9 protein-coding genes are annotated in these 14,555 nt (G+C 63.1%); 5 read left to right on the top strand and 4 right to left on the bottom strand.

Annotated elements, in window-relative coordinates; translation table 11 throughout:
• Nucleotides 1-18 precede the first annotated feature (18 nt).
• Entirely contained in the window at nt 19-948 is a 930-nt protein-coding gene (locus VJ464_21240) for a sugar phosphate isomerase/epimerase family protein (protein ID HKQ07665.1), read from the top strand.
• A gap of 139 nt (nt 949-1,087) precedes the next feature.
• On the opposite strand, the gene VJ464_21235 is transcribed toward VJ464_21240, so the two are convergent.
• A complete protein-coding gene (locus VJ464_21235; GenBank protein HKQ07664.1) occupies nt 1,088-2,329 on the bottom strand; it encodes a TIM barrel protein in 1,242 nt (413 codons plus the stop codon).
• Nucleotides 2,330-2,502: 173 nt separating this feature from the next.
• On the opposite strand from VJ464_21235, the gene VJ464_21230 reads away from it, so the two are divergent.
• The 4 genes from VJ464_21230 (at nt 2,503) to VJ464_21215 (ending at nt 11,769) form a co-directional block, all read left to right on the top strand.
• Nucleotides 2,503-3,801 carry an aminotransferase class V-fold PLP-dependent enzyme gene (locus VJ464_21230; GenBank protein HKQ07663.1) on the top strand — a complete coding sequence of 433 codons (1,299 nt, stop codon included), beginning with the start codon at nt 2,503-2,505 and terminating at the stop codon, nt 3,799-3,801.
• 306 nt (nt 3,802-4,107) lie between these two features.
• Nucleotides 4,108-6,546, top strand: coding sequence for an ABC transporter permease (locus tag VJ464_21225; GenBank protein ID HKQ07662.1), 2,439 nt, complete (start codon nt 4,108-4,110; stop codon nt 6,544-6,546).
• Nucleotides 6,547-6,693: 147 nt separating this feature from the next.
• Nucleotides 6,694-9,129 carry an ABC transporter permease gene (locus tag VJ464_21220; GenBank protein ID HKQ07661.1) on the top strand — a complete coding sequence of 812 codons (2,436 nt, stop codon included), beginning with the start codon at nt 6,694-6,696 and terminating at the stop codon, nt 9,127-9,129.
• Between the two features lie 222 nt (nt 9,130-9,351).
• Nucleotides 9,352-11,769: an ABC transporter permease gene (locus VJ464_21215; GenBank protein ID HKQ07660.1), complete on the top strand. Its 2,418-nt coding sequence runs from the start codon at nt 9,352-9,354 to the stop codon at nt 11,767-11,769.
• A gap of 94 nt (nt 11,770-11,863) precedes the next feature.
• Here VJ464_21215 and VJ464_21210 read toward each other — a convergent pair whose 3' ends face one another.
• From VJ464_21210 to VJ464_21200, 3 genes are all read right to left on the bottom strand, one after another.
• A complete protein-coding gene (locus VJ464_21210; protein HKQ07659.1) occupies nt 11,864-12,565 on the bottom strand; it encodes an ABC transporter ATP-binding protein in 702 nt (233 codons plus the stop codon).
• 98 nt (nt 12,566-12,663) lie between these two features.
• On the bottom strand, nt 12,664-13,914 hold the full coding sequence (locus VJ464_21205; protein HKQ07658.1) for an FtsX-like permease family protein: 1,251 nt from the start codon (nt 13,912-13,914) through the stop codon (nt 12,664-12,666).
• Between the two features lie 110 nt (nt 13,915-14,024).
• Nucleotides 14,025-14,555: a DUF2318 domain-containing protein gene (locus VJ464_21200; protein HKQ07657.1), complete on the bottom strand. Its 531-nt coding sequence runs from the start codon at nt 14,553-14,555 to the stop codon at nt 14,025-14,027.

Here is a 14,555-nt window from a genome sequence, read left to right as displayed (position 1 = left end):
GCGGAAGGTGCAATCACCATGACATCAACTTCGCGGCGAACCTTCATTCAATCGCTAGCGGCGGCGGCCGCGCCTGTCGTCATCAACGCCGGCAGGTGGGCCGCCCGCAAGGTCGCCCGCCTGCCGATGGCCTTTTCAACGCTCGGCTGCCCGAACTGGGAGTGGAAGAAGATTCTCGATCAAGCGACCCGGCTCGGCTATGCCGCCATCGAGTTGCGCGGGCTGATGGGCGAGATGGATTTGCCGAAAAGCCCACAGTTCATCGGCAGTAAATTGACAGAGAGTGTAAAAGACCTCGACGCTGTAGGGGTGAAGATTTCCGACCTCGGCGCCTCGGCTCGCCTGGGTGAAGCTGACGCTGGAAGGCGCGCCGCACAACTGGATGAGGCGCGCCGCTTCATCGATCTGGCGCACCAGCTCGGCTCGCCTTACGTGCGGGTCTTTGGTGGGAAGGGCGTCGGGCAGACGATGCAATCCGCCACCGAGTTAATCATCGCCGGGTTTAAGACGCTGCACGAGCACGCGCTGGGAAGCGGCGTGACCTTGCTGATCGAATCGCACGACGAGTTCACTACCTCGGCGGCGCTGCTGCCCATCTTGCAGGGTGCGAACCTGCCGACGGCGGCGCTGCTGTGGGACGCGCACCATACGGTGGTGACCGGTCACGAAACGCCCGCCGAAACCTTCAAACGTCTCGGTCGGTTCGTCCGCCACACGCACCTGAAAGATTCAAAGCCTGCCGACAAGGATCGCCGCTATGTGCTGACCGGCACCGGCGATGTGCCTGTGAAAGAGACGGTCAAGGTGCTGGCCGCGGGTGGCTATCGCGGTTACTACTGCTTTGAGTGGGAGAAGAAGTGGCACCCCGAGATCGAAGAGCCGGAAGTCGCCATCCCGCATTACGCCACGGTGATGCGCGGCTATCTGTCCGAAGCGGGCGTGAGGTAGGAGGCAGGAGGCAGGAAGCAGGAAGCAGTGATAAAACATTGAAGGCAGCAGGTCAGTGATCCTCGCATCATCGCCTGCTGCCTTCTGTGTTTACCTGCTGTCTTGACTGCCTCCTGCCTCCTGCCTCCTGCCTCCTCTTTTAGGAGCGGTACGCCTGGCGCCCGATGCCTTGCACAGGGATGCCCTGCGCGGGCAGGACTTCGTTTTGCAAAGCGAACATGCAGGCGGCGGCTTCATCGATCTTGCGCGTGAAGGCAATGGAGCCTTGCAGGATCGGCTTCAGCTTTTCCTTGTCCTGCACGCGCGCCGGCGGATATTCGTGCTCGACGATCAGGTGCGTGTTGGCGACATCCAGCGCCAACAGCTCGCGCGCTGCCAGTTGATGATCGAGCCAATCCACTGTGCGGTTTTGCAAGTAAGCCAGCGGGTCGTGCCGCGCCGTGCCGGGCAGCTCGTGTTCGCACAATACGGTCTGCTTGAGCCAGGCGTTGGCCTGGTCTGCCGGGTTCTCTGATGGCTTGCCGTCTTTCCAGTCGCCGCGCTCCATCGTCTGGCCGCCGTAACCCCACGCCGCGACGCCTTTGGCGTGAATGACCTGCCCTTTGACGTGAAAGCCGCCGATCAGGAAGTTGTAGCCTTCGTCTTTCAGGTATTGAAAGATCGAGCGCGTGTCCTGGCCCATCAGGATGGCGTGCGACGGGTCGTAGTGAATGCGTAACTGGTCGCCGACGCCGTGGCGCTCGCAGATGCGGTGCAGCGCGATCCACGGGCCGGGCGCATAGGCGATGTTGTTGTGAAAGTTGTCGCCGGTTGTCCAGCCGGGCATCGGGCATTGTTCGATGCGATAAGTCAGGTTGCGCGCCTTGGCTTCCTTGAGCAGCGGGACGAAGTGCTCTTCAAAGTCAATCAGGTTTTGATCCATGCTCAAGGTCTGATTGCGGCCCACGAAGCCGCACACCGCGTCTACGCCGAGAAGCGCGGCGGCGTCAAAGACGCGCCGCATGAAATCATGTTTCTTCTGCCTGAGCGCCGCGTCGTGGTGCAGCATGTTGTCGAAGTAACCGACGTCCGAGATGCCGATGCGGTATTCGCTCAAGGCTGCAAGCACGCGGCGGGCGCGCTGCTCGTTGAACGGCTGGCGCAGGTCGAGGGTGTTGGCGACGGGATCGAGCAGGGCTTCGGCGGGAACGTCGGATTCGCTCGGGTGTAGCGCGGCAGAGAGTTGAATGTTGTCAGCGCCGACTTCACTGGCAAACTGTACCCATTCTTCGATGGCGAGATCGGGATCGGGGTCACGTTTCTCGCGCGGCGTCAGCTCTTGCAACGCGGCGGTCAAGACTCCGACTTTCATGAATTTTGGCTCGAATGATTTGATGGACATGGCTTGCTCCTCTGCTTGAAAGATGCGATGGATTGCAGGCAGAAAGCTACACGAGGCGCGCGAGGCTTGTCAAACTTTGCCGCTTTCCAGGCGCTAATCAGGGCGGTTGGGGAGTGCGAGGCGCTGTGATAGAATCGCTGCACAGCAAGCGCAAAGCAGACAGCCGGGAGGGGATGATGCTAACACGACGACGATTCATGCGAGCCGCGGGCGCGGCGACGGCAATGACCGCGATGGCTTCGTTCAGCGAAGGCGGCATCAGCCGCATTCTGGCGGCAACCCGCGGCGTCACGGATTCGCCCGAAGCCATCGCCAAGGACGAAACCTTCTGGCGCGAGATTCAGCAAGCCTTCACCGTTGACCGCTCGCTCATCAACCTGAACAACGGCGGCGTCTCGCCGTCGCCGCGCGTCGTACAGGAAGCGCTCGTCCGCCACCTGGCGTACTCGAACGAAGCGCCGGTGCATACGATGTGGCGCGTACTTGAGCCGCAGATCGAAACCGTGCGCCAGCGTCTGGCGCGGCAATTCGGCTGCGACCCGGAAGAGCTGGCCATCACGCGCAACGCCAGCGAGTCGCTGGAAATCTGCATCTTCGGCCTCGACTTGAAGGCGGGCGACGAAGTGCTGACGACGAATCAGGATTATCCCCGCATGCTCAACGCCTGGCGGCAGCGCGAGCGGCGCGAAGGCATCAAGGTCAACACCATCTCGTTTCCGGTGCCGCCGCCTTCGATGGACGACCTCTACAACCGTTTCGAGCGCGCCATCACGCCGCGCACGCGGGTCATTCACTGCTGCCACATCACCAACCTGACGGGGCAGATTTTTCCGGTCAAGCGCATCTGCCAGCTGGGACGTGAGCGCGGCATCGAAGTTATCGTCGACGGCGCGCACGCCTTTGCGCATTTCCCCTTCAAGCACGCCGACCTCGACTGCGATTACTACGGCACCAGCCTGCACAAGTGGCTGCTGGCGCCCATCGGCACAGGCATGCTGTACGTCCGAAAATCGAAGCTCAAGAAGCTCTGGCCGCTGATGGCCGCCGAGCCGAAGCAGGACGACGACATCCGCAAGTTTGAAGAGATCGGCACCCACCCGGCGGCCAATCATAATGCCATCGCCGAGGCGCTGACCTTTTACGAAGGCATCGGCGCCGAGCGCAAGGCGGCGCGCTTGCGCTACCTGAAAGAGCGCTGGGCGCGGCGGCTGGAGCAGAACAAAGGCGTGCATGTGCTGACGCCTTACGACCCGCAGCAGTCGTGCGGCCTGGCGCTGTTCAATGTCGAGGGCATGGACATGGTGAAGCTCGGCGCGCACCTCTGGGAGAAGCACCACATCATCGTCACGCCGATTGTCCACGACGAGTTCCGCGGCATCCGAGTGACGCCGAACGTCTACACGACGCTCGACGAGGTTGATCTATTCTGCGACGCCGTCGAACACGCCATCCGCACGGGGCTGTCGGCCTGAAGCTCGTGCGCGACTTTGGGAAACCGCCTTCCCACAGGCGAACAGAGATCAGGAGGCAGGAGGCAGGAAGCAGGAGGCAGTAGAAGTTGCCTGCTCTCCGCCTGGGCGTTGCTGCATTCATCAGAAAAACCTTCTCGAATTGCCACTTGCGACGCCGCACCGGTTTGACGTCAGCGCGCAAGTCAACTGCCTCCTGCTTCCTGCTTCCTGCTTCCTGTTGCCTGGCACGCCATTTCCATTACAGCGGTCAGCTCAGCGGGCGTTAGCCTGTTTAATCCCACGTTGCTTGGATCAGGAGGTAAGGTCATGGAGATACTCTGGCACGATCTGCGGTTCGCCATTCGGACGATGCTCAAGAAGCCCGGATTCACATTCGTGCTGGTGCTGGCGCTGGCCTTAGGCATCGGCGCCAACACCGCCATCTTCTCGGTCGTCAACGCCGTGCTGCTTCGTCCGCTGCCCTATAAGCAAGCCGACCGCCTGGTCTGGATCTGGGGCACGAACCCGCTCAACGACATTGAGCATGAAACCGCCTCGGCTCCCGACTACAACGATTGGAAGACGCAGGGCCAGAGCTTCGAGGAGATGGGCGGGTTCGCCAACACGCGATTGACGCTGACCGGCAGTGGCGAGCCCGAACGCTATGACGGGGCCTATGTCACCGACGGCTTTTTTGAAGTGCTCGGCGTGCTGCCGGCCATCGGGCGCACCTTCACGCCCGACGAAGACAAGCCGAACAGCAGCCGCGTCGTCGTGCTCAGCCACGGGCTGTGGCAGCGACGCTTTGGCGGCGATCCGGGTATCGTCGGCCAGGCGATTACCATCAACGGCAACCCGGTTACGGTCGTCGGCGTCATGCCGGCGGACTTCAAGCACCCGCGCCCCGAAACCAACCGCAAGGCAGAGATGTGGATGCCCTTGCAGGTTGATTACGCCAAGGCCGGGCGGCGTGCCGATTACCTGGGCGTCATCGCGCGCCTGAAGCCCGGCGTTGCCATCGAGCAAGCGCGCGCCGAGATGACGACCATCGCCGCGCAGCTCGAACAACAGTACGCGGCGACCAACAGCGGCTGGGGGACGATTGTCGTGCCGCTGCACGAGCGCTTCGTTGGGGACGTGCGGCCCGTGCTGGTCGTCTTGTTGGGCGCTGTCGGCTTCCTGTTACTGATCGCCTGCGCCAACGTCGCCAACCTCTTGCTCGCGAGGGCGGCGGCGCGGCAGAAGGAGATGGCCATTCGCACGGCGCTCGGCGCGCGGCGCGGGCGCATCGTCCGGCAGTTGCTGACCGAAAGCGTCTTGCTTGCAGTCGTCGGCGGCGGGCTCGGCTTGCTGCTCGCCTTATGGGGAATTGAAGCGCTGGTGGCGCTCGCCCCTGGCGACATTCCGCGCCTGAACGAAGTGAGCCTCGACGCCCGTGTGCTGCTCTTCACCTTCGGCGTGTCGCTGGTCACCGGCGTGTTGTTCGGTCTGTTCCCGGCGCTGCAAGCGGCGAATCCGAATCTCAACGAAACGCTCAAGGAAGGCGGGCGCGGAACGACTGAAGGCGGTCGCGGTGGTCGCGCTCGTCGCATACTGGTCGTCGCCGAAATAGCGCTGGCGCTGGTGCCGCTGATCGGCGCCGGCTTGATGGTGAAAAGCTTCGTCCGCTTGCAGGAGGTTGATCCGGGCTTCAACCCGGAGCGCATCCTGGCGGTCGAGGTCTATCTGCCGGGCACGACCTATAAAGAAGGCCAGCAGGCAACGGCTTTCTATCAACAGTTGTTGACCCGCGTGCAGAACCTGCCGGGCGTCGAGGCCGCCGGCGCAATCGACACGCTGCCATTGAGCGGCGGCGGCAACGTGATCGCTTTTTATGTCGAAGGACACGTGCCGGGGCTGACCGACAAAACGCCCGATGCCGAGTATCGCATTGTCACGCCGGAGTATTTTCAAACGATGGGCATCCCGCTGCTGCGCGGCAGATACCTGTCAGAGCAGGACGGCCCCAAGACACCGCAATCTTTTGTGATTAACGACACACTCGCCCGCCGCTACTTTGCGGACGAAGACCCCATCGGCAAGCGCATGAATCTGGGCTCGCCGCAGCAGCCGGCGTGGTTCACGGTCGTCGGCATTGTGCAGGACACGCGGCACGAAGGACTGGGCGCCGAGCCTTACCCGCAGATGTACGCCGTAAACACGCAAGTGCCGCGGCGCTCGATGGTGCTGGTGGCGCGAACGTCGGGCGACCCGGCCAGGATGATCCCCTCCATCCGCAGCACGGTCGCAGAGATGGACAGCACGCTGGCGCTCAACAACGCGCGGACAATGACGCAAGTCGTCTCGGAATCCATCGCGCGACCGCGTTTCAACATGATGCTGATGAGTCTGTTTGCCGTGGTCGCGCTGCTGTTGGCAGGCGTCGGCATCTACGGCGTGATGGCTTATTCGGTTTCGCAGCGGACGCACGAGATCGGCGTCAGAATGGCTCTGGGAGCCAGTTCCGCGGACGTCTTGCGAATGGTCGTGCGCCAGGGCATGGGGCTGACGCTCTTAGGCGTCGGCATCGGGCTGGCGGGCGCGTTCATCATTACGCGGCTGATCGCCAGCCTGCTATCGGGCCTGCTGTTCCAGGTTGGCGCCCACGACCCGCTGACCTTCGCCGGAATCGCCCTGTTGCTGGCGCTGGTGGCGCTGGCGGCATGTCTGATCCCCGCGCGCCGCGCCACGAAAGTTGATCCGATGGTGGCGCTGCGCTACGAATAGCAGGAGGCAATAGGCAGGAGGCAGGAGGCAGGAGGCAGGAAGCAGTCCAGAGGACATACAAACCATGTTGGCGATCCGCCGAACACCGTAACCAACAACTGCTTCCTGCTTCCTGCTTCCTGCCTCCTGCCCCGCCGGAGGTGACCGATGAATGGGCTGTGGCGCGATATGTGGTATGGCTTACGGATGATGCGCAGGAGCCCCGGCTTCACGGCTGTAGCCGTGCTGACGCTGGCGCTGGGGATCGGCGCCAACACCGCGATTTTCTCGGTCGTCAACGCCGTGCTGCTCAGACCGCTGCCTTACAAAGACCCGGCGCGACTCTTGCTCGTGCAGGAATCGCTGCCGAAACTCGGCTGGAATTACGGCGGCATCGCGGCGGCGGAAACCCTCGACTATATGGCCGGCAACGAGAGCTTCTCGGAGATGGCCGCCTACACGACGCTTAATTTCAACCTCACGGGGCAGGGAGAGGCGCGGCGCGTCCAGGCGGCGCGCGTCTCGCCCAGCCTCTTCCCTCTGCTCGGCGTCTCGCCTATGCTGGGCCGCGCCTTCGCGCCCGACGAAGACAAGCCGGGCACAAATATCATCCTCCTCGGTGGCGCGTTGTGGCGTCGGGCCTTCGGCGGCGACGCGAAGGTCATCGGGCAAGTGGTCAAGCTCGACGAGAAGCCCTACACGATCATCGGCGTGATGCCTGAGCGCGTGCAGTTCCCTTACATTGACGCGACGTTTGCCGAGCCGGTCGAGCTGTGGCTGCCGCTGGCGCTCAGCGACGAAGAGCGCGCCTCGCGGGCTAACAACCTTCAGTACGGGCTGATCGGGCGATTACAGCCCGGCGTCACCCAGGCCCAGGCCCAGGCCAACATGGAAGCGGTCGCCGCGCGCTTCCAGCAGCAACACCCGGACATCTATGAGGGCGACGTTGAGATCGTCGCCGGCGTCGTCGGCCTGGAACAACAGACGGTCAAGGCCGTGCGCCCATTCCTGTTGATGCTGTTGGTCGCGACGGGGCTGGTGTTGCTGATCGCCTGCGCGAATGTCGCCAACCTGTTGCTGGCGCGCGCGGCGGCGCGGCGCAAAGAGATCGCTATCCGCTCGGCGCTCGGCGCGGGCACGATGCGCATCGTGCGCCAACTGCTCGCCGAGAGTCTGTCGCTGGCGGCGTGCGGCGGCGCGCTCGGCCTGCTGCTGGCGGTGTGGGCGGTTGACCTGATCTTGAAGTTCGGCCCCGACGACGTGCCGCGCCTCGCCGAAGCCGGGCCGGACTGGCGCGTGTTCGGATTCACGGTGCTGGTGACGCTCGCGACCGGCGTGCTCTTCGGCCTCGCGCCGGCGTTGCAGAGTGCGCGGCTCGACCTCACCGCGGCGATCAAGGACGCCGGGCGCGGGTCGAGCGCCGGCGAAGGCGCGCGGCTGCGTAGCCTGCTGGTGATGGCCGAGACCGCCGTCGCGCTTGTTCTGCTGGTCGGCGCGGCGCTGCTCATTAACAGCTTCGTGCGCCTGCTCGGCGTGCCGCCGGGGTTCAATCCCGATGGCGTCGTGGTGGCGCGCACCGAATTGCCGCCGTCGCGCTATCCCGAGCCTGAGCGCGGCAAGACGGTTTACAAAGAGGTGATGGAACGGCTCGCGGCGCTGCCCGGCGTGCAGGCGGTCGGCGTCGCTTCGACCTTGCCGCTCAGCGACGACTGGCAGATCGGCTTTCGCCCCGAAGGCAGCAGCGAAAACGCCGTCTACACGACGCACGGCTCGTGGGTCAGCAATGATTACTTTCGCGCGATGGGTATCGCCCTGCTGAAAGGCCGCACCTTCAGCGACGACGACCGCGCCGACGCCACGCCGGTCATTGTCGTCAACGAAGCGATGGCGCGCCGTTTCTGGCCCGATCAAGAAGTGATCGGCAAGCGCATACGCTGGGGCGGCTGGAACCGCAACGGCTGGCTCACCATCGTCGGCGTCGTCGGCGACGTTAAAGTCTCAGGGCTTGAGGCCGAAGACCAGCCGTCCGTCTACATGCCGACTTTTCAAATCCCGCGCCTGCGCCGCAACGCGGTCTTCATCGTCCGCACGGCGGGCGACCCGGCGAGTTTGCTAGCGGCGGTGCGCCAGAAGATCAACGAGGTAGACGCCGACCTGCCGGTTTATGACTTGCGCACGATGAATCAGATCATCGCTGGCTCAGTGGCGCAGCGCCGCTTTTCCATGTTGCTGCTGGTCGTGTTTGCGGTCGTCGCCTTACTGCTCGCGGCGGTCGGGCTGTATGGCGTGGCGGCGTACGCCGTGACGCAACGCACGCAGGAGATCGGCATCCGCATGGCACTGGGGGCGCAGCCGCGCGACATCGCGAAACTGGTCATCGGCCAGAGCCTGATTCTCACACTGGTCGGCGTAATCGGCGGCCTGGCGGCCTCTTTCGCGCTGACTCGTTTTATGTCGAGCCTGCTATTCGGAATAAGCGCAACAGACCCGCTAACCTTTACCTTAATCCCTCTATTGCTGGCGACGGTGTCGCTGGTGGCCTGCTACCTGCCGGCGCGGCGCGCCACGAAGGTTGATCCAATGGTCGCGCTACGCTACGAATAGCAGGAGGCAGGAGGCGGGAAGCAGGAGGCAGTCCAGAGGACATACAAACCATGTTGGCGATCCGCCGAACGTCATAATCAACATAATCAACAACTGCTTCCTGCTTCCTGCCTCCTGTTTCCTGCCTCCTGCCTCCCTGGCTTGTTAACGCTTTCTGCCCATCGCGCGTCTTCACCGTCAGACGGTGTGCCCACTGATTGGAAAAGAATAAGGAGGCGCGCGATGCAAACGCTCATACAGGATATTCGCTACGGTATTCGGCTGCTCTTGAAACGACCGGGTTTCACGCTGGTGGCGGCGTTCGCTTTGGCCTTGGGGATTGGCGCCAACACCGCCATCTTCTCTGTCGTCAACGCCGTGCTGCTCAAGGCGCTGCCTTATCCGCAATCCGACCAGCTGGTGTGGTTCTGGGAGGTGCAGCCACAGCTTAAGCAGGCGCCGTTCTCGCCCGCCGATTTCGTGGATTATCAATCGCAAAATCATTCATTCGAGGAGGTCGCCGCGTCGCGCCCGATGAGCTTCAATCTGACGGGAGGCGAACGGCCCGAGCGCATCAACGCGAACATCGTCAGCGCCAACTTCTTCGACGTGCTGCGCGTGCAGCCCGTACAGGGTCGCACGTTTATCGCTGACGAAGGCCGGGCCGACGCGCGGCGCGCCGCCGTCGTCAGCTATGGCTTCTGGCAGAGCCACTCGGCGGGCGACCCGGATTTCGTCGGCAGAACCTTGACGCTCAACAACGAGCCGGTCACGGTCATTGGCGTTATGCCGCCGGGGTTCAAATTCGGCGGCGACGCCGAGCTGTGGGTCAACCCGCGCCAGGTCGTGCCAGAGCCATTTTCGTCATTCACCGACGACGTGCTGGCCGTGCGCGGTATGCATTATCTGCGCGTCGTCGGCAGGCTGAAGCCGGGCGTAACGCTCGCCCAGGCGCAGGCCGACATAGACGCCATCGTCGCCCACCTGCAACAGCAATACAACAGCAATCACAGCGTTCATCTAGTGACCCTGCACGAAGCCGTCATCGGCGATTTGCGGCCCGCGCTCGTCGTGCTGATGATCGCTGTCGGGCTGGTGCTGCTGGTTGCCTGCGCTAACGTCGCCAACCTGCTGCTGGCGCGGGCGACGGCGCGCCATCGCGAGATGGCCATTCGCACGGCGCTCGGCGCGGGCCGCGCCCGCATCGTCCGGCAACTGCTGACCGAAAGTTTGCTGCTGGCCTTGCTCGGCGGCGCGCTCGGCCTGGTGCTGGGCTGGTGGGGCGTGGACTTGCTGGTCGCCGTCAGCCCCGCGGAGACGCCGCGACTGTCGGAGATCGGCATTGATCGAACTGTGTTTTTATTCACACTGACGATTTCAATCGTCACCGGCCTGCTCTTCGGCCTCGCGCCGGCGTTGCAGGCGTCGAAAGCAAATTTGAATGAAGCGCTGAAAGAAGGCGGGCGGACGGCAGACGCCAGTCGTCGCAACCGCGTTCGCGGCTTGCTGGTGATCGCCGAAGTCGCTCTGTCGCTCGTCGTTCTCGTAGGCGCCGGATTGCTGGTTAAGAGCTTTGCGCGCGTGCTTGATGTCAAGCCCGGCTTCGAGCCGGCGAACCTGCTGACCGCCAGCCTGTCGCTGCCGGGCAAGAAGTACGAGAAGCAGTCGCAGATTAACGCTTTCTGTAAACAGGTGATCGAGCGGCTCGAAGCGCTGCCGGGCGTCGAAGCCGTCGGCATTGCAAACGACATCCCGCTGCTGGGCGATGATACGTCGACCTACCCGACCGTCGAAGGGCGAGAGGCGACGCGCGACGAAGACCGCTTTTTGATCGGCCAGCACGCCGTCAGCAACGGCTACTTCAAGGCGCTCGGCATCGGCCTGCTCAGCGGGCGCGAGTTCGGCGCGACCGATGCGGCGGACGCGCCGCCGGTCGTCATCATCAACGAAACGGCGGCACGTCGGATGTGGCCCGGCGAAGACCCGCTTGGCAAGCACTTGCGTCTCGGCAATGAAAAAAGCCCGTGGCTTCAGGTGGTCGGCGTCGTTAGTGATGTAAAGCACAATGGCCTTGAATCGGAGCCGAGCCTCGAAGCCTATGCGCCGTTCGCGCAGATGGCTTACCCATATTTGTCGATTATGCTGCGCGCCCCGAATGCGCCGTCGTTTGCGGCGGCCATTCGCCAGGAAGTGCAAGCGGTCGACAACGACCAGCCGGTGCATGACGTGATAATGATGGAACAACTGGTCAGCCGGTCGGTCGCGCCGCGCCGTTTATCAATGGCGCTGTTCGCGCTGTTCGGCGGCGTCGCGATGTTGCTGGCAGGCATAGGCATCTACGGCGTAATGAGTTATGCGGTCACGCAACGAACACATGAGATCGGCGTGCGCATGGCGCTCGGAGCCGAGCGGCGTGATGTGCTCAGGCTGGTGGTCGGGCAGGGGATGCGGCTGGCGGTTGTCGGCGTCGGCGTCGGTTTGATAACGGCGTTAGCGGCGACGCGGCTAATGAAGAGCTTGCTGTTTGCCGTCAGCGCCACCGACTGGATGACCTTCGTCGCGGTGGCGACAGTCCTGATACTAGTGGCTCTGGGAGCCTGTTTCGTGCCAGCCTTGCGCGCAACACGGGTTGACCCGATGGTGGCGCTACGCTACGAATAGGAGTCAGGAGTCAGGAGTCAGAAGTCAGAATGGAGAAGGGAGTCAGCGGCAGCAAGTCCGCTCGTCGCGAGTCCGCTTTTCGCGGTTCTACTTTTTATCCTGACTCCTGACTCCCCTCCTCCGCCTCTACAATCCGTCCGTCAACGATGTGAATCGTGCGGTGCGCGAGCCGCGCGTTGTCGGGATTGTGCGTCACCATGAAGATGGTCTGGCCGGTGGCGTTGAGTTGCAGGAATAGCTCGATGACCTCGCGCCCGGTTTTAGAGTCGAGCGCCCCGGTCGGCTCATCGGCAAGCACCAGCGGCGGCTCGTTGACCAGCGCGCGGGCGACCGCCAGCCGCCCTTGCTCGCCGCCCGATAGCTCGCTCGGCAAACGCAACGCCTTGTCAGCAAGCCCGACGCGCTCGAGCACGCGCAGCGCCCGCTCGCGTTTCTCTCTGGCGCTGGCATTGACCGTCGCCAGCGGCAACACCACATTCTCTACGGCATTCAAATAAGGCATCAGGTGATGCTGCTGAAAGACGAAGCCGAGGTATTCGCGGCGAAAGTCGGCGCGCCGCTCATCGCTGAGCGCATACACGTCGATGTTATCAACCAGCACGCGCCCGGCGGTCGGATGATTCATTGCGCCGACAACGGTGAGCAGCGTTGACTTGCCGGAGCCCGACGGCCCCATCAGGCAGACGAACTCGCCTTCGCGGATTTCGGCGCTCACTTCAGTCAGCACGCAGGCGGCAGGCGACGCGCCATTGGCCGGATATTCCTTGCTGACGTTTTCGATTTGGACGAAAGACATAAGAAAGAGGAGTCAGGAGTCAGAAGTCAGGAGCCAGAATAAATGGGAGGCGGGGCGCGGCGACCTCCTCTTCCATTCTGACTCCTGACTTCTTCCGCTCAAATGTAGCGGACGGCTTCCGACGGGTCGAGGCGCGAGGCGCGCACGATGGGATAAATGCTGCTGGCCATACCAATCAGCAGGCCCGCGCCGATGGCGGCGATGGCCATCAAGGGGTGAAGCGCAAACGCCGGCTCGCTTTCGGCGAAGTAAGGCAGCGCAATAAAGCTTGCAAGCATCCCCGCGGCCCAGCCCAGCAATCCGCCCAGGACGCTGATCAAGCCGATCTCGATCATCAAGCCTTGCACGATGTGGGCGCGGCGAAAACCGATGGCGCGCAGCACGCCAATCTCTTTGGTGCGCTCGACGACCGAGCCCATCATCGTCGTAAAGATCATCAGCGCGCCGATCCCCAGGACGACTGACGCGACGGCGGCTGAAAAGCGCGTCAGCCGCTCGACGGTCTCGCCGCGGGCACGCACCGATTGTTGAATGGCTGAAACTTTGGCGTGCGGCAACCGCTCGCTGATCTCGGCAACGATGTCGCCGATGGGACAGTCTTTGCAGAGGGCGCTGACTTCGATGAGGCTCAGTTGATCCGGCTTGTTGAGCAATTGTTGAACGTGGCGCAGCTCGCCAAAAACGATGCGGTCTTCCGGCCCGCCCGCAGGCGAGATGATGCCGGCAACCGTATGCTCGCGCCCGGCGATCATCAGGCGCTCGCGAGCGATCTTGAAGGCGTCATGGCTCGGCGCGGCGTGCGCGTCGGTGTGTGCGCCCGTGTGCGCGTTGTTTTCATTTGCGGCCTGCGCCGTTGGCTCGACCAGGCCGAGCGCCTGCGCGGCTTCGTAACCCACGAGCACCTCTGTATCGGCTTCGGGCTTGCGCCCGACGATATGCCACCAGCGTTTCAAGGTCAGCTCGCTCTTGAAATCAACGCCGGCCAGCAGCACGTCGCGGCCTTCGATGCGTACCGCGCCCAGCAGCTTTGGCGATACCAGACTGATGCGATTGTGCAGCGGGATGTCGAAGATGCCGGCGACGTCTTCGGACTTGAGTTGTTGCACGTCGAACGAGACGCTGGAAACCGCGACGCCGCCATAATCGAGCGCCAGGTTATGCGATTGCGGCACGACGACGATGTTGGCGCCGAAACGGTCGAGCTGCGAGCCGATCTCATCTTTGATCGAGCCGCTCAGGCTGAGCAGCGCGACGGCGGTGCCGATGCCGATGCCGATGCCGACGACGAGGAAAGCGGCCTTGCCCTTGCGCCGCTTCAGATTGGCCAGTGCGATGGTGCTGATACGCATAACGAGTGACAAGTGACAAGTGACAAGTGACAAGTAGGATTCCGCCCGCCAATGTTCGCCGGGAATCAGAGTGACAACGTCTTGTCACTCGTCACTTGTCACTTGTCACTTCAGAAGTATTGTTGCCGCGCTTGCAGGTCGCTGGCCTTGATGACCAGCACATCGCCTTCGATCTGGCGCGGCAGGCCGACCGGGTTGCAGCCGCCATGAACTTCGTTGACCTGCGCCGAATGAAAATGCAGGCCGCAGTTGTTGCACACCATGTCATCGCCTTCCTGATGATAGCCCTTCTTGGCGTGATAACAGGTGTCGCAGGCATCGAGCGCCGCGCGATAAACGCCGTCCGAGCTCTTGAGCGCGAAGAAGCGCAGCTTGCGATTGTCGGCCAGCGTGTAGTCGTAAAACTTTGCCGTGCTGCTCAACTCGGCGAGCGGGATGCGAACGTCGCCTGAGGCGCTGTTGTTAATGACGGTCGCCGACGGCTGGTCGCCGCGACCGCGCAAGAGAAAGAAAGCGATGCCCGCGGCCAGCACAATCGCGATCAAAATGAGCCAGGCGGTCGGTTTGCGTTTCGGTTGCGCGCCGTCGGCAAACTGCGCGCGCTTGCGCTCGCGGCCATTGCTCTGCGGTTGGTTATCCAT

It is taken from the genome of Blastocatellia bacterium, assembly GCA_035275065.1.
Lineage (GTDB): Bacteria > Acidobacteriota > Blastocatellia > UBA7656 > UBA7656 > DATENM01.
This window is presented reverse-complemented; position numbering and strand designations above follow the sequence as displayed.

Coding starts and splice junctions, on each gene's coding strand:
- VJ464_21240 (HKQ07665.1), top strand. CDS start 19: ATGACATCAACTTCGCGGCGAACCTTCATTCAATCGCTAGCGGCGGCG.
- VJ464_21235 (HKQ07664.1), bottom strand. CDS start 2,329: ATGTCCATCAAATCATTCGAGCCAAAATTCATGAAAGTCGGAGTCTTG.
- VJ464_21230 (HKQ07663.1), top strand. CDS start 2,503: ATGATGCTAACACGACGACGATTCATGCGAGCCGCGGGCGCGGCGACG.
- VJ464_21225 (HKQ07662.1), top strand. CDS start 4,108: ATGGAGATACTCTGGCACGATCTGCGGTTCGCCATTCGGACGATGCTC.
- VJ464_21220 (HKQ07661.1), top strand. CDS start 6,694: ATGAATGGGCTGTGGCGCGATATGTGGTATGGCTTACGGATGATGCGC.
- VJ464_21215 (HKQ07660.1), top strand. CDS start 9,352: ATGCAAACGCTCATACAGGATATTCGCTACGGTATTCGGCTGCTCTTG.
- VJ464_21210 (HKQ07659.1), bottom strand. CDS start 12,565: ATGTCTTTCGTCCAAATCGAAAACGTCAGCAAGGAATATCCGGCCAAT.
- VJ464_21205 (HKQ07658.1), bottom strand. CDS start 13,914: ATGCGTATCAGCACCATCGCACTGGCCAATCTGAAGCGGCGCAAGGGC.
- VJ464_21200 (HKQ07657.1), bottom strand. CDS start 14,555: ATGGATAACCAACCGCAGAGCAATGGCCGCGAGCGCAAGCGCGCGCAG.